22 protein-coding genes are annotated in these 16,381 nt (G+C 63.2%); 14 read left to right on the plus strand and 8 right to left on the minus strand.

Annotation, left to right across the window (positions count from 1 at the left end; genetic code table 11):
* Positions 1 to 48: 48 nt before the first annotated feature.
* The 4 genes from RHM60_RS24580 to RHM60_RS24595 all read right to left on the minus strand — a co-directional run bounded on the left by RHM60_RS24580 (position 49) and on the right by RHM60_RS24595 (position 2,361).
* Positions 49 to 1,212 carry an EAL domain-containing protein gene (locus RHM60_RS24580; protein ID WP_209980534.1) on the minus strand — a complete coding sequence of 388 codons (1,164 nt, stop codon included), beginning with the start codon at positions 1,210 to 1,212 and terminating at the stop codon, positions 49 to 51.
* 103 nt (positions 1,213 to 1,315) lie between these two features.
* Positions 1,316 to 1,657 carry a hypothetical protein gene (locus tag RHM60_RS24585; protein WP_003233325.1) on the minus strand — a complete coding sequence of 114 codons (342 nt, stop codon included), beginning with the start codon at positions 1,655 to 1,657 and terminating at the stop codon, positions 1,316 to 1,318.
* Positions 1,654 to 2,043: a phage holin family protein gene (locus tag RHM60_RS24590; protein ID WP_057008373.1), complete on the minus strand. Its 390-nt coding sequence runs from the start codon at positions 2,041 to 2,043 to the stop codon at positions 1,654 to 1,656. The genes RHM60_RS24585 and RHM60_RS24590 overlap by 4 nt, the downstream gene beginning before the upstream one ends.
* A gap of 3 nt (positions 2,044 to 2,046) precedes the next feature.
* Positions 2,047 to 2,361: a DUF883 family protein gene (locus RHM60_RS24595; protein WP_057008372.1), complete on the minus strand. Its 315-nt coding sequence runs from the start codon at positions 2,359 to 2,361 to the stop codon at positions 2,047 to 2,049.
* A gap of 219 nt (positions 2,362 to 2,580) precedes the next feature.
* On the opposite strand from RHM60_RS24595, the gene RHM60_RS24600 reads away from it, so the two are divergent.
* The 3 genes from RHM60_RS24600 to RHM60_RS24610 all read left to right on the plus strand — a co-directional run bounded on the left by RHM60_RS24600 (position 2,581) and on the right by RHM60_RS24610 (position 4,186).
* The gene (locus RHM60_RS24600; RefSeq protein ID WP_209980535.1) at positions 2,581 to 2,817 is read left to right on the plus strand and encodes a glutaredoxin family protein; all 237 of its coding nucleotides are present in this window, start codon (positions 2,581 to 2,583) and stop codon (positions 2,815 to 2,817) included.
* A 74-nt stretch (positions 2,818 to 2,891) separates the two neighbouring features.
* Positions 2,892 to 3,227, plus strand: coding sequence for a transcriptional regulator (locus RHM60_RS24605; RefSeq protein WP_209980536.1), 336 nt, complete (start codon positions 2,892 to 2,894; stop codon positions 3,225 to 3,227).
* Between the two features lie 68 nt (positions 3,228 to 3,295).
* A complete protein-coding gene (locus RHM60_RS24610) occupies positions 3,296 to 4,186 on the plus strand; it encodes a pseudouridine synthase (RefSeq protein WP_322213105.1) in 891 nt (296 codons plus the stop codon).
* Positions 4,187 to 4,240: 54 nt separating this feature from the next.
* On the opposite strand, the gene RHM60_RS24615 is transcribed toward RHM60_RS24610, so the two are convergent.
* Together RHM60_RS24615 and mobA are read right to left on the minus strand one after the other, a co-directional pair.
* Positions 4,241 to 4,462, minus strand: coding sequence for a YgdI/YgdR family lipoprotein (locus RHM60_RS24615; RefSeq protein ID WP_015371619.1), 222 nt, complete (start codon positions 4,460 to 4,462; stop codon positions 4,241 to 4,243).
* 81 nt (positions 4,463 to 4,543) lie between these two features.
* On the minus strand, positions 4,544 to 5,146 hold the full coding sequence (mobA, locus tag RHM60_RS24620; RefSeq protein ID WP_231423571.1) for a molybdenum cofactor guanylyltransferase MobA: 603 nt from the start codon (positions 5,144 to 5,146) through the stop codon (positions 4,544 to 4,546).
* A 76-nt stretch (positions 5,147 to 5,222) separates the two neighbouring features.
* Here mobA and moaB point away from each other — a divergent pair, with 76 nt between their 5' ends.
* A complete protein-coding gene (gene moaB / locus RHM60_RS24625; protein WP_057008368.1) occupies positions 5,223 to 5,762 on the plus strand; it encodes a molybdenum cofactor biosynthesis protein B in 540 nt (179 codons plus the stop codon).
* Positions 5,746 to 6,972, plus strand: coding sequence for a gephyrin-like molybdotransferase Glp (glp, locus tag RHM60_RS24630; RefSeq protein WP_322213106.1), 1,227 nt, complete (start codon positions 5,746 to 5,748; stop codon positions 6,970 to 6,972). Before moaB ends, glp begins: the two co-directional genes overlap by 17 nt.
* A gap of 374 nt (positions 6,973 to 7,346) precedes the next feature.
* Here the strand turns inward: glp and RHM60_RS24635 are convergent, their stop codons facing one another.
* Both RHM60_RS24635 and RHM60_RS24640 read right to left on the minus strand, forming a co-directional pair.
* Positions 7,347 to 7,676, minus strand: coding sequence for an EscU/YscU/HrcU family type III secretion system export apparatus switch protein (locus RHM60_RS24635; RefSeq protein WP_209980545.1), 330 nt, complete (start codon positions 7,674 to 7,676; stop codon positions 7,347 to 7,349).
* Positions 7,673 to 9,250 (minus strand): flagellar hook-length control protein FliK, encoded by a 1,578-nt coding sequence (locus tag RHM60_RS24640; protein WP_322213107.1) that lies wholly within the window; start codon positions 9,248 to 9,250, stop codon positions 7,673 to 7,675. The genes RHM60_RS24635 and RHM60_RS24640 overlap by 4 nt, the downstream gene beginning before the upstream one ends.
* Positions 9,251 to 9,449: 199 nt before the next feature.
* On the opposite strand from RHM60_RS24640, the gene ccmA reads away from it, so the two are divergent.
* From ccmA to ccmI, 9 genes are all read left to right on the plus strand, one after another.
* Positions 9,450 to 10,085, plus strand: coding sequence for a cytochrome c biogenesis heme-transporting ATPase CcmA (gene ccmA, locus RHM60_RS24645; RefSeq protein ID WP_322213108.1), 636 nt, complete (start codon positions 9,450 to 9,452; stop codon positions 10,083 to 10,085).
* Complete coding sequence (gene ccmB, locus RHM60_RS24650) at positions 10,082 to 10,750, plus strand: heme exporter protein CcmB (RefSeq protein ID WP_209980551.1); 669 nt, start codon at positions 10,082 to 10,084, stop codon at positions 10,748 to 10,750. Before ccmA ends, ccmB begins: the two co-directional genes overlap by 4 nt.
* Positions 10,751 to 10,820: 70 nt before the next feature.
* Positions 10,821 to 11,576 (plus strand): heme ABC transporter permease, encoded by a 756-nt coding sequence (locus RHM60_RS24655; RefSeq protein ID WP_322213110.1) that lies wholly within the window; start codon positions 10,821 to 10,823, stop codon positions 11,574 to 11,576.
* Positions 11,573 to 11,749 (plus strand): heme exporter protein CcmD, encoded by a 177-nt coding sequence (gene ccmD / locus RHM60_RS24660; RefSeq protein ID WP_322213111.1) that lies wholly within the window; start codon positions 11,573 to 11,575, stop codon positions 11,747 to 11,749. The genes RHM60_RS24655 and ccmD overlap by 4 nt, the downstream gene beginning before the upstream one ends.
* The gene (gene ccmE, locus RHM60_RS24665) at positions 11,746 to 12,207 is read left to right on the plus strand and encodes a cytochrome c maturation protein CcmE (RefSeq protein WP_231423579.1); all 462 of its coding nucleotides are present in this window, start codon (positions 11,746 to 11,748) and stop codon (positions 12,205 to 12,207) included. The genes ccmD and ccmE overlap by 4 nt, the downstream gene beginning before the upstream one ends.
* Entirely contained in the window at positions 12,204 to 14,192 is a 1,989-nt protein-coding gene (locus tag RHM60_RS24670) for a heme lyase CcmF/NrfE family subunit (protein ID WP_322213112.1), read from the plus strand. Before ccmE ends, RHM60_RS24670 begins: the two co-directional genes overlap by 4 nt.
* A complete protein-coding gene (locus RHM60_RS24675) occupies positions 14,189 to 14,725 on the plus strand; it encodes a DsbE family thiol:disulfide interchange protein (RefSeq protein ID WP_209980561.1) in 537 nt (178 codons plus the stop codon). Before RHM60_RS24670 ends, RHM60_RS24675 begins: the two co-directional genes overlap by 4 nt.
* Positions 14,722 to 15,195, plus strand: a complete 474-nt coding sequence (locus RHM60_RS24680) for a cytochrome c-type biogenesis protein (protein WP_209980563.1) — start codon at positions 14,722 to 14,724, stop codon at positions 15,193 to 15,195. The genes RHM60_RS24675 and RHM60_RS24680 overlap by 4 nt, the downstream gene beginning before the upstream one ends.
* Positions 15,188 to 16,372, plus strand: coding sequence for a c-type cytochrome biogenesis protein CcmI (gene ccmI / locus RHM60_RS24685; protein ID WP_209980564.1), 1,185 nt, complete (start codon positions 15,188 to 15,190; stop codon positions 16,370 to 16,372). Before RHM60_RS24680 ends, ccmI begins: the two co-directional genes overlap by 8 nt.
* Positions 16,373 to 16,381 lie beyond the last annotated feature (9 nt).

The following is a 16,381-nucleotide window of genomic DNA, read 5'->3' on the forward strand; positions in this document are numbered from 1 at the left end:
ATGACCCGCCCAGCTTCCCGGTTCCGCCCTGGCGGGGCAAGCAAAAATCTACAGACCGGCTGCATCGATGTCGATTAACAGCAAACGCTGACCGTTGTCGAAGAATTGTCCGGCCGTGAGGCAGTACTGGTTGGTGGTGGCGTCGCGGTAGGTCGAGGACAGGATCAGGCGCCGCTCTTCCCAGCCTTCGGCCAGCAAGTGATAGAAGTACGGGCGCCATGACCAGTTGTGGCCCAGGTAGTGGCTGTCGCTGTGCCAGGCAGACTCGCGCCATTCGATATTGGGTGTGAGCTGGGTGCCGTGGCGGTCGCACTGGTAGAACCGCAACAGCCAGGGGAAATCCGTCAGCGGCGGTAATTGGTTCAGCGGCGCCTGGCCCTGGGCCCAGCCCTGCAGGATGCTCATCAGCTGCGTCAATTGCTCGCGCAGGTGCATGACGCGCCCGCGTTCTGCCAGCTTCTGCTGCACGTACGCGTTGCGCAGGTGGGCAAAGCGCGGCACGAAGGTATCGGTGGCAAACCAGTCCAACTGTGCCTGGGCAAACAGGTAGCCCTGCACATAGCGCGAGCCACATTCCAGGGCGAAGCTCAGTTGGGCTTCGGTTTCCACGCCTTCGGCGATGATCCAGCAGCCGGTCTTTTCCGCCATCTGCGCCAGTGCCCGCACGACATCGCTGCTCGGCCCGCCTTCGGCCGCCGCCTGGAACAGCCGCATGTCCAGCTTGAGGATGTCCGGCTGCAGCGCCAGCACCCGGTCGAGCTGGGAATAGCCGGCGCCAAAGTCATCAATGGCGATACGCGCACCGGCCTCGCGATAACGCACCACTACATCGGCCAGGCGCTGGATATTGCCGCCCAGCTCGGTGATCTCGAACACAATGCGTCGTGGGTCGACACCGTGGGTCTGCAGCTGCTTCAGGCTCGGCAGTGCCTGGCCCGGGCGCAGGCGATTGATCCAGCGAGGCGAGATATTCAGGCTCAGGAACCAGTCCTGCGGCGCTTCATGCAGGCGGCTCAGGGCGTTATCGCGGATCCGCCGGTCCAGGCGACGCAACGCCGCTCCCGGCGTGCGTGGGTCGGCGAACAGCGGGCCTACCGATTGCAGGCTCCCGTCAGCCTGGCGCAGGCGACCCAAGGCTTCGACGCCGGCAATGCGCCCGGTTGCGGTATCGATAAACGGTTGGAAACAGGCGAGCGGTTGCCCGTCGATCACGGGGCCTCCTTAGCACGTGGGCAAAAAAAGACCCGACCCTCGATATCGAGGGCCGGGCCGTTTCTATCTTTGACGATACTTGCAAGATTGCAGCCAGCAACGCTTAGCGTTTGCGTGAAGCGCCTGCCATCGCCAGTTTGATCAGCGGGATCAAGCCGGCGCCCAGCCGCACCAAGCGTGTCACGCTGCTGATGCTGCCGCTTTTGGCACCCTTGCCGGTGAAGAATCCCATCAGGGTCACCGCTGCCATACCCCACAGTGGCGCGTGCTTGACGCCCAGGCTGTCCTGCCAGTTATGACGCATGTCGCGCATTTTGTGCAGGGGCGCCATCAATTGCTGGGACTCGTGGCGAATCTCCTGGCGGTGCATTTCCATGCGCAGGCGAATCAACGCCTTGCGCATGTCACGGCGGGAGTCGGTGTTCACAACTTCATTGCGGCTCATGGCAACAGGCGCTCCCGATCATTGGCCAGCTCTTCGAGGGTGGCGTGGAACGGCGTGGATTCGTCGAACACCGCCGCTTTCAAACGCACCCCGCAGAAGGCTGCAGCCAGGCTGTAGAACACACACAGGCAGATAATGCCGGTCAGACGATAACCGGTGTCCCACACCAGGATCATCACCAGGGTCGACAGCCCCACCAGTAATAGCAGCGCAAACACCAGCGCCAGGCCGGCGAACAGCAGCAGGCTGACGGTACGGGCTTTCTGTTCCTGCAATTCGATGCCAAACAACTCGACGTGACTGTGCAGCAAGCCCAGTACGGCTGCGCCCAGACGTCGTGAAGTCGAACCTTGGCCCGTGGACGAGCCGCTTTCGCCGATAGCCATGATTTAGCGCCTTGTAGCCAGCAGACCGATCAAAAAGCCTACGCCGGCAGCGATGCCGACAGACTGCCAGGGGTTGGCCTGCACGTAATCTTCAGTCGCGGTGACGGCCGCCTGCCCGCGCTCGCGCAGGGAATCTTCGGTGGTTTGCAGGGTTTCGCGAGCCTTGAGCAGGCTCTCGTGGATCTTGCTGCGCAGCTCGTCAGCCTGGTCGCCGGCGAGGATGGCGGTGTCGTCCAGCAGCTTTTCGGTATCGCTTACCAGGGTTTGAAAATCCGCCATGAGTATCTCTTGGGCGGTCTGTGCTGTTTTTCTGGCCATGGTTATCTCCGTGATGGGCTGATCGGTACGTGTGGTTTCGAGTCGCGGGCGGTGCCGAAGGTTCAGTGTAATTGTCTGCCGACGCTTTTGCCGCACCTTGGTGCGCGGGCCTCGCGGTTGCGCTGAATGCGGGCGGTGGGGCCGTGAGCCTTGCAAGGCTGTGCCGTGCACCTGAAACGCTTAGAATGAGTGCCTGTTTTTTGATCAGGTCCCCACATCATGCTGCCTGAATGCCAGCTGTTCGGCACCCTGAGTTGCCATCTTTGTGAGATAGCCGAGGCCGAAATCATGCCGTTGGTCGAACACGGGTTGTGGGTCGAACGGGTGGATATCACCGCTCCCAAGGACCTTACCGACCTCTACGGCCTAAGGATTCCGGTACTTCGCCGGGTGGACACGGGGGCCGAACTCGACTGGCCGTTCGACACTGCCCAGGTGATTGCCTTCCTCGGCTGACATACAGGCCATGGCGGATTTCCGAATATTACTTTACTGTATGTTTGTACAGCGATTGAATTGAGGGAACGCCCGTGGTGAATGTTGAACAACTGAAAAGCAGCGTCAATCGCATGTCCGTCGACATTGTGCGCGATGCGGTGAGCGAGCTGCGCCTGGACGGCCTGGTCACGGAAGGCAAGACGCCGTTCAACAAAGTGCACTTCAACACCTGCTTTGCGGAAATCGAGGCATTGTTTCAGCGTGCCGGTTATCACAAACAGTTGGATGTGGTGGGTTACCAGGGCTTGTTGTATGCGCTCTATGATCCTGGCCGCTGGGAAGCGGTAGACGTGTTGCGCTGGCTCAAGGAGTTCACCGAAGCCGCCAGTGCCTCGCCGATTCTGCGCACGCAGTTGGCCAAGGCCTGAGATCTGCCCTAGGCTCAATCCCGCTCCATGCGGGATAATGCCGGCCTGTTTCAGCCAAGGTCTCACGCATGTCCACTTCCGGTTTTTCCGCCTCCCGGCACCAAGCCAGTACCTTGTATTTGCCTCCTGGCCGCTGGCCTACGGTGCTCGAATGCCTGTGTGCGCATTTTCCGGCGATCAGTCGTGAGCAATGGCTGGACCGTATCGCCCGTGGCAGGGTGCTGGACAGCGACGGCAAGGCGATCGACACGCAACTGCCCTACAGAGAGGGCTTGTGCATCCATTACTTTCGTGAAGTGCCCAACGAGAAAGTGATCCCGGTGCAGGAAACCATCCTCTACGCCGACGAACATCTGGTGGTGGCCGACAAACCGCATTTTTTGCCGGTCACGCCTGCCGGTGAGTACGTCGAACAGACCCTGTTACGCCGTCTGATTCATCGCCTGGACAACCCTTCGCTGGTGCCCCTGCATCGGATTGACCGACACACCGCCGGGCTGGTGCTGTTTTCTGCCAACCCCCGCAGCCGCTCGGCCTATCAGCAACTGTTTCCCACGCGGCGCATCGACAAATTCTACGAAGCCATTGCCCCGGCCTTACCCGACCTCGTCTTTCCCCTGGTGCACAAAAGTCGCCTGGTGGAGGGCCAGCCGTTCTTTCGCATGCAGGAAGGACCTGGCGTCAGCAATACCGAAACGGCGGTGGAAGTGCGCGAAAAAAACGCAGGATTGTGGCGCTACGGCCTGTTTCCCGTCACCGGCAAGAAGCACCAGTTGCGCGTGCACATGACGGCGCTCGGCGCGAGTATCTGCAACGATCCGTTCTATCCGAACGTGATCAAGGATGCCGAAGACGACTATGCCAACCCCCTCAAACTGCTGGCCCAGGGCGTGCGGTTTATCGACCCGGTCACCGGACAGCAACGCAGTTTTCGCAGCGGTATTACCCTCGACTGGTAACCCGCACAAACAAAAAGGCCCGCGCGAGGCGGGCCTTGTGTGCAAGCCGTGGGCTTACAGCTCTTTAACGGTACGAACCTGGTCTTTATTCAGGCGGGTGCGCTTGCCGTCCAGTTGTTCGAACTCGTAGAAGCCCGACGACTTGTCGAACGACGGGGTATCGACGGCCTGGATTTCGCGACCGTCATTCAGGGTGATCACTGTCGGCGAGGCGCAACCGGCGAGGGTGGCAAGGCCCAGTGCAAGCATGAGAGCGGCGATGGTCCGTTGAGTCATGAGTTTGTCTCCGAGAGAATACTGCTTCTTAATGGCTGACCTTGAGACGTGTAAGACGCCTGCAAGTTCCTTGTGCGAGGCTCATTCTGACACGCCGGACCTTTGAAGCAACAGGTCCGGCGTATTCAGGTTGGCCAGGCGCGGGTCATCAGTCGGGCACTGCAGGCCGATTGCACCGCATTGCAGGAAGATTCTGCGCGGGCTGCGCTCACCGGCGTCCCAGGCCCGTTGCACTTCGGCTCCGAGCGCCGTGGGAATAATGCAGATCAAGGGTTCCCAGTATTCGCCATGGCGCACCATGACCGGCAGCCGAGGATTGCGTTGCGCCGTCTCACGAAGGTCGGCAAGCAATCGCGCATCGATCTGCGGTACGTCGCACGGGAGTATCAGCAAATGCGCATGACGTGCGGCGGCCAGTCCCACACGAATGCCTGCCAAAGGCCCGGAAAAATCCGCATCGTCGTCGCTTACCAGTTGATCGGCATACGGCGCGTACCGTTCATGGTTACGGTTGCACGAGATGATCAGGTCATCGGTGAGCGGTCGCGTCAGGCGCTGCAGGTGGGCGATCAGGGGCTGGCCGCGCCAGTCCAGCAGGCCCTTGTCCTGACCGCCCATGCGCTGGCCGCGGCCTCCGGCCAGCAGCAGGACCGAGCAGGGCATTGGGGAAGAATCAACAGACATGGCGGCTCCGCAGCGGCAGCTCAACAGGGGCCTGTGATATAACACCGGGCTGTTCCTTCGACAACCGGACCGAGCCATGAAAGCCAAGGCTGATGCGCCTTTCGTACCCCTGAATATTGCCGTACTGACTGTCAGCGACACCCGCACCCTGGACACCGACACCTCGGGCCAGGTCTTCGTTGACCGTCTCACCGCCGCCGGCCACCGTCTGGCCGAACGCGTATTGCTCAAGGACGACCTCTACAAGATTCGCGCCCAGGTGGCCCACTGGATCGCCGAAGACGTGGTGCAAGTGGTATTGATCACCGGCGGCACCGGCTTCACCGGCCGCGACAGCACCCCCGAAGCCGTAAGCTGCCTGCTCGACAAGCAGGTCGATGGCTTTGGCGAACTGTTCCGCCAGATTTCCGTGGCCGATATCGGCACTTCCACCGTGCAGTCCCGCGCCCTCGCCGGCCTGGCCAATGGCACGCTGGTGTGCTGCCTGCCGGGTTCCACCAACGCGGTGCGCACCGGCTGGGACGGCATCCTCGCCGAGCAACTGGATAACCGCCATCGGCCCTGCAACTTCGTGCCCCATTTGAAGCAGGCCGAGCCCTGTGAATCACGTGGGTAAGCCCGGCAAGACCGGCGCCCTGATGCCGGTGGAAGAAGCCCTGCAACGCTTGCTGGACATGGCTGACGCAGCGCGCATTAGCGAGCGCGAAGTGCTGATGCTGGCTGACGGCGATGGCCGTGTGCTGGCGCAGGATTTGGTGTCCACCCTCGACCTGCCACCCTGGCCCAACAGCGCCATGGACGGCTACGCGCTGCGTCTGGCGGACTGGAATGGCGAGCCATTGGCGGTGAGCCAGCGCATCTTCGCCGGCCAGGCGCCGACGCCGCTGGCGGCAGGCACTTGTGCACGGATCTTCACCGGTGCGCCGCTGCCGGAGGGCGCCGACTGCGTGGAAATGCAGGAAAACGCGGTGGTTCACGCCGATGAGCGCGTGAGTTTCAGCGAGCCGTTGCAGGCGCAGCAGAACATCCGCCCCCAGGGCCAGGAAACCACCGTCGGCGAAAAGGTTCTCACCGCCGGCACGCGCCTGGGCCCCATAGAGCTGGGGCTGGCTGCGTCGCTTGGACGTGATCGCCTGGACGTGGTGCGCCGCGTGCGCGTGGCCGTGTTGTCGACCGGTGATGAGTTGATCGAACCCGGGCTGCCCCTGGGCCCAGGCCAGATCTACAACAGCAATCGCCGCGTATTGTGCAGTTGGCTGACGCGCATGGGCTGTGAAGTGATCGACGCCGGCATCCTCCCGGATGATCTTGAACAGACCCGTACGCGCCTGGCAGGCCTTGGCAGCGTCGACCTGATCCTGTCCACCGGCGGTGTTTCCGTAGGCGAAGCGGACTTCCTTGGCATCGCTCTGCGTGAAGAGGGCGAACTGGCCCTGTGGAAGCTTGCGATCAAACCCGGCAAGCCGCTGACGTTCGGACATTTTCGTGGCGTGCCGGTGATCGGCCTGCCCGGCAATCCAGCGTCGACCCTGGTGACCTTCGCGCTGCTGGCCCGGCCTTACCTGTTGCGCCGCCAGGGCGTGCCTGACGTCGAGCCGCTGCGTTTCAACGTACCGGCGGGATTCGTCTGGCCCAAGCCCGGCAACCGCCGCGAATACCTGCGCGGGCGCATCGAGCAGGGCCAGGCGATCATCTACCGCAACCAGAGCTCCGGCGTGCTGCGCAGTGCGGCGTGGGCCGAGGGTTTTGTGGAAGTGCTGGAAGGCACCACGCTGGCTCTCGGAGACCGCGTCAGCTTCATCCCTTTGAGCGAAGTCTTGAACTGACCACCGATCCCACTGTGGGCGAGGGTAAGCCCTCGCTTGTATCAAATAAAAAATAACCTGTTGATTTTAAAGCCTGAAATTTCAAGTAACCCAATCTCTGTGGCGAGCGGGCTTGCCCCGCGTTGGGGTGCGAAGCGCCCCCAATCGAGCAAAACGCGGTGTACCTGATACGGCTCAGCGCCTGGCTTTGGGGCTGCTGCGCAACCCAACGCAGGACAAGCCTGCTCGCCACAGGGAATCTGCGCTTAACTGAACGGCATTAGGGCAAGCCCGCTCGCCACAGAGAACGCGCCCGCCACAGAGGCGCCAGTTTGCTGCGCAAACGTGCTAAATCGAAGATTTGGCGCAGCCTCCCACATTGAGTTATGGGTGCTTCAGTAATCGTCGCCGCGTTCGGTAACGTCGCGCTCCACCGGCCCTGCATCCGGGTCGTAGCCCACCGGGAATTTACCTTTCAGCGTCCACGCAAACGCGATGATCTCCGCGATGGTGCGGTACAACTCTTCGGGAATACTGTCGCCCAGTTCCATGCGCGCCAGCAGCTTCACCAGCTCGGCATTCTCATAAATGGGCACTTCGTTTTCCCGGGCCAGCTTGAGAATGGCTTCGGCCAAGGCGTCGTCGCCCTTGGCGGTGAGGGTCGGTGCCTGCTGGCCGTCGTACTTGAGGGCAATCGCCTGGCGGGGTGAGTGGGCGTCATTCATGCGGTTTCATCCACCCAGCGTTGTTCCAGTCCGGTTTTGGGGCCGCGTGGCGGTGTGCCCAAATGGCAATCGAGGTCGCCGACGTTGATGCCGGATGTCACCAGGCGTTCGCGCAACGTGCCCAGATGGCTTTCGATCAGGCTGGCCGTAAAGGGGCGTGTCGCCCACAACTGGCTGGACAGTTTGCCCTGGCTCAACTGCGCCTGGACCTGCAACGGCCCCAGCGGCTCCATGTCGAACGCCAGCTCGACGCGCCAGAGCATCTGCCTGGCGTCCTTGCTGGCCTTGCGTTCGGGCTCATCCTTGTCCGGCGCGGGCTCTTCGCGCTGGAACTTGACCTGCAACGGCACGATGTCCTGCAGGTTGCGCAGGGGGATTTCCATTTGCCAGGTGCTTTGCAGGCGGCCATCGGCGGTGAGGCCGGTTTGTTCCAGGCTCGACAGTTGATGGCTCTGTAGCCGGGAAATCGCTCCGGCTGCCAGGCGCAGCAGGTTTTCCAGGTCGCCTTCGCCTTCCAGTTTCGCCATCAGCCGCTCGGGCAACGGGAAGCCGGCGGGCGCCTGGCGCGCGCCGACCTGTCCGAGCGTACCGAGCGGGCTGCGCACGAAATTCGGCATGGCCTGGGCCAGTGTGTTGGCGGCAAGAATGGCGCCCAGGTGGGTGGACGCGGGCAGGGCGGGCAGCAGGTCGGCGACCAGGCGCAGCAGCGCGCCTTTCATATCCAGTGGTGGAATCTGCGGGTTTTGCCCGACCAGTAATCTGGCTTCAAGAAAAGCACCGCTGTTCTGGATCACTTGCGCCAGCACCTTGGGATTGCTCACCTGGGCCAGATCCGGCAATGCCGCCAACAAGCGGTCGGCCGCTGCGCGCAGATCGGCTGAGACGCTGTCGCCACGGGGCAGGTTCTGCAGGGCGGTGAATACCGCATCCAGCGAGCCCTGACGACTTTGCTGGGTCGCGAGCTGCTGGGTGACGGCCAGTTGGTCCTGAAGCCCGCTCAGCGGCACAAAATTCAGCGTTTGCGCATTCTGCACCACGGCGCTGAGCAAGCTGCCCACCCGCAACGGCTGCGGGCTCTCCACCGTCAGGGTGGCGCCAGCCAAGGCATTATTGAGCACCGTGACCAGCGAGCGGTAGACCGCCGGTTGCGCAGTGCCCTGGGGCAGCACCTGGGTGGTCAGCACCTTGGCCTGCAACAGCGTGCCGACCGGCAACTGCTCGGTGTCGAGACTGGTCAGGGCGGCGACATTGGCGCTCATGGCCTGCTGCAGACTCAACGTCAGGTTGCCTGCCTGCGTCTGGCTGACTGCGACGTTACTGCCCAACGGCAGCGGTTGCGGGCTGCTGGCCTGCACCAGCGTCTGGCGGCCGCCGTCGAGCGTCAGCTTGAGCAGCAACTGAAACGCCTCACCGCCTTGTTTGAGCGCGATGACTTCGGCATTCGCGGTTTTTCCCGCGTCGATCAGCCCGACCTGTGGCTCCAGCAGTTTCAGCAACTGGCCCACCGCGGGCGCAGCACTGGGCCCTGCCGCCGGGACGGGAGCAAGCGTGGGAAGGTTGATTTCACCGGTCATCGTGCGCGCCATCTCTGGGGAAATTGCCCTCTTTAGCGTAGGACATCGCATGTATAATGCCGCCCGTGCGCACAGAGAGCGCTAAAAACCTCACAACCATTTGATCCCGCTCTCTAAATCAGTCGCCAAAGCCGTTATTGTGCTGCTCTCTATAACGGCCGCCGCACCGCCGACTTGAACCGTAAAGGCCCACGATCTTTTGACCAGCCCTCTTCTTGAAGCCATAGCGCTTGCCTGTGAACGCGACCTGCGCCTGCTGTTCGAACACCTCGAATTGCGGATCGCGGCGGGCGACATGGTGCAGGTCAGCGGCCCCAACGGCAGCGGCAAGACCAGTCTGCTGCGCCTGCTCGCGGGGTTTATGCAGCCGACTGCAGGCGTGGTGCGGCTCAACGGCAAACCGCTGGACGAGCAACGCCGCGAGCTTGCACGCAACCTGATCTGGATCGGCCACGCCGCCGGGATCAAGGATGTGCTCAGCGCTGAAGAAAACCTTGGCTGGCTCTGCGCCCTGCATCGCCCGGCCAGTCGCGACGCGATCTGGCAGGCCCTGGCCGCTGTCGGCCTCAAGGGCTTTGAAGACGTGCCGTGCCACACCCTGTCCGCCGGCCAGCAACGTCGGGTGGCGCTGGCGCGTCTGTATCTGCCCGGCCCGCCGTTGTGGATCCTCGACGAGCCGTTCACCGCCCTGGACACACAAGGCGTCGCCCAACTCGAAAAGCATCTGGGCAGGCACTGTGAGCAGGGCGGCAGCGTAGTGCTCACCACGCACCACACCCTCGCGCACACGCCCGCCGGTTACCGCGAGCTGGACCTGAGCCGGTGGCCGGCATGAGTGTGTTCGCCCTGCTGGTCGCCCGCGAGGCGCGGCTGTTGTGCCGCCGCCCGGCCGAGTTGGCCAACCCCCTGGTATTCTTCGCCATCGTCATTGCGCTGTTCCCTTTGGCAGTCGGCCCCGAGACCGGGCTATTGCAAACCTTGTCCCCGGGACTGGTGTGGGTGGCCGCGCTGTTATCCGTGCTGCTGTCGCTGGACGGGCTGTTTCGCAGTGATTTCGAAGACGGCTCCCTGGAGCAGTGGGTCCTTTCGCCGCACCCGTTGCCGCTTCTGGTATTGGCCAAGGTGCTGGCACACTGGGTGTTTTCCGGCCTGGCGCTGGTGTTGCTTGCGCCGCTGCTGGCGATGATGCTGGGCTTGCCCGTCGAGTGTCTGCCGGTATTGTTACTGTCTTTGTTGCTCGGCACGCCGGTGCTCAGCCTGCTGGGGGCGGTGGGCGCTGCGTTGACCGTCGGTTTGAAGCGCGGCGGCCTGCTGCTGGCCCTGTTGATTCTGCCGTTGTATATCCCGGTGTTGATCCTCGGCAGCGGCGCGTTGCAGGCCGCGCTCATGGGGCTGCCGGCCAGCGGTTACCTGTTGTGGCTGGGCAGCCTGACCGCCCTGGCGGTAACCCTGACACCCTTTGCCATAGCGGCCGGCCTGAAAATCAGCGTTGGCGAATAATGAGGTCTGGCTCGGCCAGTAAAGACCCTAAGCGTTTTGCCACGGCAAGACGCAACCGTGAGAAACAGCAATGAACTGGACCTGGTTTCACAAGCTCGGCTCGCCCAAATGGTTTTACGGCATCAGCGGCAAGCTGCTGCCGGCGTTGAGCATCGCCGCACTCCTGCTGATCGGCATCGGCCTGGTCTGGGGCCTGGCCTTCGCACCGCCGGACTATCAGCAAGGCAACAGTTTTCGCATCATCTATATCCACGTACCCGCCGCCATGCTGGCGCAGTCCTGCTACGTGATGCTGGCGGTGTGCGGCATCGTCGGCCTGGTGTGGAAGATGAAGCTGGCCGACGTGGCCCTGCAATGCGCTGCGCCCATCGGTGCGTGGATGACCGCCGTGGCATTGGTGACGGGTGCGATCTGGGGCAAACCCACCTGGGGTTCGTGGTGGGTGTGGGATGCGCGCCTGACCTCGATGCTGATCCTGCTGTTCCTGTATGTCGGCCTGATTGCCCTGGGCAACGCGATCAGCAACCGTGACAGCGCGGCCAAGGCCTGCGCGGTGCTGGCCATTGTCGGCGTGATCAACATCCCGATCATCAAATACTCGGTTGAGTGGTGGAACACCCTGCACCAGGGCGCCACCTTCACCCTCACCGAAAAACCGGCAATGCCCGTGGAAATGTGGGCGCCACTGCTGCTGATGGTGCTGGGCTTCTACTGCTTCTTCGGCGCCGTGTTGCTGCTGCGCATGCGCCTTGAAGTGCTCAAGCGTGAGGCCCGCGCCAGTTGGGCCAAGGCCGAAATACAGCGCTGCCTGGGAGTGCGCCCGTGAGCTTTGCCTCGTTCAGTGATTTTCTCGCGATGGGCCACCACGGCCTGTATGTGTGGACGGCCTACGGCATCTGCCTGGCGGTGCTGGCCCTCAACGTCTGCGCGCCGATCCTGGCCCGCAAGCGTTACCTGCAACAAGAGGCGCGTCGTTTGCGCCGGGAGACCGAAAAGTGAATCCGCTGCGTAGAAAGCGCCTGTTGATCATCCTCGCCATCATGGCCGGCGTCGGCATTGCCGTGGGCCTGGCATTGAGTGCGCTGCAGCAGAACATCAACCTCTTCTATACGCCGACCCAGATCGCCAACGGCGAAGCGCCTCTGGACACGCGAATCCGCGCCGGCGGCATGGTGGAAAAGGGCTCGTTGAAACGTTCCGGCGACTCCCTGGACGTGACCTTCGTGGTCACCGACTTCAACAAGGCCGTGACCATCACCTATCGCGGTATCCTCCCGGATTTGTTCCGTGAAGGCCAGGGCATCGTTGCCCTGGGCAAGCTCAACGCCAGGGGCGTGGTGGTGGCCGATGAAGTGCTGGCCAAGCACGACGAGAAATACATGCCCCCCGAGGTGACCAAAGCCCTTAAAGACAGCGGCCAATCCGCGCCAACCCCGGCCAGGGAGGTTAAGCCATGACGTCCGCACTCTTTATTCCGGAGCTTGGCCAGTTGGCGATGATCCTCGCCCTCTGCTTCGCCGTCGTGCAGGCCGTGGTGCCGTTGCTCGGCGCCTGGCGCGGCGACCGGCTGTGGATGAGCCTGGCGCAGCCGGCCGCCTGGGGCCAGTTTGCCTTCCTGCTGTTCGCGTTCGGTTGCCTGACCTACGCCTTCATGACCGACGACTTTTCCGTCGCCTACGTCGCCAACAACTCCAACAGCGCCTTGCCCTGGTACTACAAGTTCAGCGCCGTGTGGGGTGCCCACGAAGGCTCGCTGTTGCTGTGGGCCTTGATCCTCGGCGGCTGGACCTTCGCCGTGTCGGTGTTCTCGCGCCAATTGCCGCAGGTGATGCTGGCCCGCGTGCTGGCGGTGATGGGCATGATCAGCATCGGTTTCCTGCTGTTCCTGATCATGACCTCCAACCCGTTCAGCCGCATCCTGCCGCAGATCCCGATGGACGGGCGCGACCTTAATCCGTTGCTGCAGGACATCGGCCTGATCGTGCACCCGCCGATGCTCTACATGGGCTACGTCGGGTTCTCCGTGGCCTTCGCCTTCGCCATCGCTGCCTTGCTCGGCGGACGCCTCGATGCGGCCTGGGCACGCTGGTCGCGGCCATGGACCATCGTCGCCTGGGCCTTCCTCGGCATCGGCATTACGCTGGGTTCGTGGTGGGCCTACTACGAACTCGGCTGGGGCGGCTGGTGGTTCTGGGACCCGGTGGAAAACGCCTCGTTCATGCCCTGGCTGGTGGGCACTGCGCTGATTCACTCGCTGGCGGTCACGGAAAAGCGCGGCGTGTTCAAAAGCTGGACGGTGTTGCTGGCAATCGCCGCGTTTTCCCTCAGCCTGCTCGGCACGTTCCTCGTGCGTTCGGGGGTGCTGACGTCGGTGCACGCGTTCGCGTCCGACCCAGCGCGGGGCGTGTTCATCCTGATCTTCCTGCTGTTCGTGGTCGGCGGCTCTCTGACCCTGTTCGCCCTGCGCGCACCGGTGGTCAAGAGCCAGGTGGGCTTCAACCTGTGGTCGCGGGAAACCCTGCTGCTGGGCAATAACCTGGTGCTGGTGGTGGCCGCCTCGATGATCCTGCTCGGCACCCTGTATCCGCTGGTGCTGGATGCCCTGAGCGGCGCCAAGCTGTCAGTTGGCCCGCCGTATTTCAACGCGTTGTTCATTCCATTGATGGGCCTGCTGATGGTGGTGATGGCAATCGGCATGCTGGTGCGCTGGAAAGACACCCCGCTGAAGTGGCTGGCCGGCATGCTGCTGCCGGTGCTGCTGGGCAGCGTGGCCCTGGCGGTGATCGCAGGCATTGCCTATGGCGACTTCAATTGGGCGGTGCTCGCCACCTTCCTGCTGGCGGGCTGGGTATTGCTCGCCGGTGCGCGCGACCTCGTCGACAAGACGCGCCACAAAGGCTTGATCAAAGGCCTGCCGGGCCTCACTCGCAGTTACTGGGGCATGCAGATTGCGCACCTGGGCATTGCGGTGTGCGCGCTGGGCGTAGTGCTGTCCAGCCAGAACAGCGCCGAGCGCGACCTGCGCCTGGCGCCGGGCGAATCGATGGACCTGGCCGGTTACCGGTTTATTTTCGAAGGCGCCAGGCACTTCGAGGGGCCGAACTTCACCTCCGACAGAGGCACCGTGCGCGTCATCCGCAGCGGCAAGGAAGTGGCCGTGCTGCACCCGGAAAAACGCCTGTACACGGTGCAGAGTTCGATGATGACCGAAGCCGGCATCGACGCCGGTTTTACCCGAGACCTGTATGTGGCCCTGGGCGAACCGTTGGGCGAGGGCGCCTGGGCGGTGCGCGTGCACGTCAAACCGTTCGTGCGCTGGATCTGGTTCGGTGGCCTGCTCACCGGCGCAGGCGGTTTGCTGGCGGCGCTTGACCGGCGTTATCGCATCAAAGTCAAAACCCGGGTGCGCGAAGCCCTCGGCCTGCAAGGAGCTGCGGTATGAAGCGAGGGTTGATGCTGGTGCCACTGGTGCTGTTTCTGCTGGTGGCGGTGTTTCTCTATCGCGGGCTGTACCTGAACCCCGCCGAGTTGCCGTCGGCCATGATCGGCAAGCCGTTTCCCGACTTCTCGTTGGCCAGCGTGCAGGGCGATAAAACCCTGACCCGCGCCGACCTGCTGGGCAAGCCGGCGCTGGTCAACGTGTGGGGCACCTGGTGCATCTCCTGCCGCGTCGAGCACCCGGTGTTGAACAAGCTGGCCGAGCAGGGCGTGGTGATCTACGGCATCGATTACAAGGACGACAACGCCGCCGCGCTGAAATGGCTGGCCGAGTTTCACAACCCTTATCAACTGAATATTCGCGATGACGACGGCAACCTCGGGTTGAACCTTGGCGTGTACGGCGCTCCGGAAACCTTCTTCATCGATGCCAGGGGCGTGATCCGCGACAAGTACGTCGGCGTGATTGACGAGGCGGTGTGGCGCGAGCAACTGGCCGCGAAGTACCAGGCGCTGGTCGATGAGGCCAAGCCATGAAGCGCCTGCTTGCCGCTGCCGTGCTGGTCCTGGGATTGGCCGGTGTGGCCCACGCTGCCATCGACACCTATGAATTTGCCAGTGACGCCGAGCGCACGCGGTTTCGCGAACTGACCAAAGAACTGCGCTGCCCCAAGTGCCAGAACCAGGACATCGCCGACTCCAACGCGCCCATCGCCGCCGACCTGCGCAAAGAGATCTTCCGCATGCTGGGGGAGGGCAAGGACGACCAGCAGATCATCGACTTCATGGTCGACCGCTACGGTGATTTCGTGCGCTACAAACCGGCCCTCAACGCCAAAACCGCGCTGCTCTGGTTTGGGCCTGCCGGGTTGTTGCTGACGGGGCTGGTCGTCATGGCGGTGATCGTGCGTCGTCGGCGTGCTGCACCGACCGATGGATCCGACGCGCTGTCCCCTGAGGAGCGCAAACGTCTCGACCACTTGCTGGATGCCAAGACCGATGATTGATTTCTGGCTCGCCGCCGGCTTGCTGCTGTTGACCGCCCTGAGTTTTCTGTTGATTCCCGTGTTGCGCGACCGGCGTGCCCAGCGTGAAGAGGATCGCACCGCCCTGAACGTCGCGCTGTATCAGGAGCGCCTCGCCGAGCTGCAAGTGCAGCAGCAGGAAGGCGTACTTAACGCTGCGCAATTGGAGACCGGCCGTGCCGAAGCTGCGCGCGAATTATTGGCCGACACTGAAGGCGTGCAGCCGCCCCGCGAGTCGCGCCTGGGCAAACCGCTGCCATTGTTGGCGGCGTTTCTGGTCCCGGTGCTGGGCGTTGCGCTGTACTTGCACTACGGCGCCAGCGACAAGGTTGAACTGACCCGCGAATTCTCGCGGCCGCCGGTGTCCATGGAAGACATGACCCACCGCCTGGAGCGCGCCGCTGCGGCCCAGCCCGACTCGGCCGAAGGCCTGTATTTCCTTGGCCGCGCCTATATGGGTCAGGGCCGTTCTGCCGATGCCGCCCGGGTGTTCGAACGCACCGTGGCCCTGGCCGGGCGCCGGCCGGAACTGCTCGGGCAGTGGGCGCAGGCGCAGTATTTTGCCGACAACAAACAATGGTCGCCCAGGATTCAGGCACTCACGGACGAAGCGTTGAAGCTGGACCCGAAGGAAGTCACCAGCCTCGGCCTGCTTGGCATCGCCGCGTTCGAGGGCCAGCGCTATCAGGCAGCCATCGACTACTGGAACCGCCTGTTGGCGCAGTTGCCGGCCGAAGACAACTCCCGCGCCGCACTGCAGGGTGGCATCGACCGCGCGGCGCAGAAACTCAAGGAGGGCGGCGGCGTGGTGGCGCAAAAGTCGGTGATGACGGTGCGCGTGGACCTGTCCGCCGAGGTAAAAGCCAACGTCCTGCCCACCGACAGCGTGTTCATCTTCGCCCGCGCGGTAAAGGGCCCGCCCGCGCCGCTGGCGGTCAAGCGTGTGACCGTCGCCGAGCTGCCGATCACCGTCGAACTGGGGGATGCCGACGCGATGATGGCGTCGTTGAAACTGTCCAACTTCCCTGAAGTCCAACTGGTTGCGCGCATATCCCGGGCAGGTATTCCAACCGCCGGCGAGTGGATCGGCCGCAGCCAACCCCTGGCCAGCAGCACCACTGCGTTGCAGCCGCTGACCATCGACAGTCCGGACCCGTAACTTCGAGGA

This window comes from Pseudomonas sp. MH9.3 (assembly GCF_034354675.1).
Taxonomy (GTDB): domain Bacteria; phylum Pseudomonadota; class Gammaproteobacteria; order Pseudomonadales; family Pseudomonadaceae; genus Aquipseudomonas.

Excerpts from the sequence above, each read along its gene's own strand:
- RHM60_RS24585 (WP_003233325.1), bottom strand. The coding sequence starts at position 1,657 with ATGAGCCGCAATGAAGTTGTGAACACCGACTCCCGCCGTGACATGCGC.
- RHM60_RS24590 (WP_057008373.1), bottom strand. The coding sequence starts at position 2,043 with ATGGCTATCGGCGAAAGCGGCTCGTCCACGGGCCAAGGTTCGACTTCA.
- RHM60_RS24595 (WP_057008372.1), bottom strand. The coding sequence starts at position 2,361 with ATGGCCAGAAAAACAGCACAGACCGCCCAAGAGATACTCATGGCGGAT.
- RHM60_RS24600 (WP_209980535.1), top strand. The coding sequence starts at position 2,581 with ATGCTGCCTGAATGCCAGCTGTTCGGCACCCTGAGTTGCCATCTTTGT.
- RHM60_RS24610 (WP_322213105.1), top strand. The coding sequence starts at position 3,296 with ATGTCCACTTCCGGTTTTTCCGCCTCCCGGCACCAAGCCAGTACCTTG.
- RHM60_RS24615 (WP_015371619.1), bottom strand. The coding sequence starts at position 4,462 with ATGACTCAACGGACCATCGCCGCTCTCATGCTTGCACTGGGCCTTGCC.
- mobA (WP_231423571.1), bottom strand. The coding sequence starts at position 5,146 with ATGTCTGTTGATTCTTCCCCAATGCCCTGCTCGGTCCTGCTGCTGGCC.
- moaB (WP_057008368.1), top strand. The coding sequence starts at position 5,223 with ATGAAAGCCAAGGCTGATGCGCCTTTCGTACCCCTGAATATTGCCGTA.
- RHM60_RS24635 (WP_209980545.1), bottom strand. The coding sequence starts at position 7,676 with ATGAATGACGCCCACTCACCCCGCCAGGCGATTGCCCTCAAGTACGAC.
- RHM60_RS24640 (WP_322213107.1), bottom strand. The coding sequence starts at position 9,250 with ATGACCGGTGAAATCAACCTTCCCACGCTTGCTCCCGTCCCGGCGGCA.
- ccmB (WP_209980551.1), top strand. The coding sequence starts at position 10,082 with ATGAGTGTGTTCGCCCTGCTGGTCGCCCGCGAGGCGCGGCTGTTGTGC.
- RHM60_RS24655 (WP_322213110.1), top strand. The coding sequence starts at position 10,821 with ATGAACTGGACCTGGTTTCACAAGCTCGGCTCGCCCAAATGGTTTTAC.
- RHM60_RS24670 (WP_322213112.1), top strand. The coding sequence starts at position 12,204 with ATGACGTCCGCACTCTTTATTCCGGAGCTTGGCCAGTTGGCGATGATC.
- RHM60_RS24675 (WP_209980561.1), top strand. The coding sequence starts at position 14,189 with ATGAAGCGAGGGTTGATGCTGGTGCCACTGGTGCTGTTTCTGCTGGTG.
- RHM60_RS24680 (WP_209980563.1), top strand. The coding sequence starts at position 14,722 with ATGAAGCGCCTGCTTGCCGCTGCCGTGCTGGTCCTGGGATTGGCCGGT.
- ccmI (WP_209980564.1), top strand. The coding sequence starts at position 15,188 with ATGATTGATTTCTGGCTCGCCGCCGGCTTGCTGCTGTTGACCGCCCTG.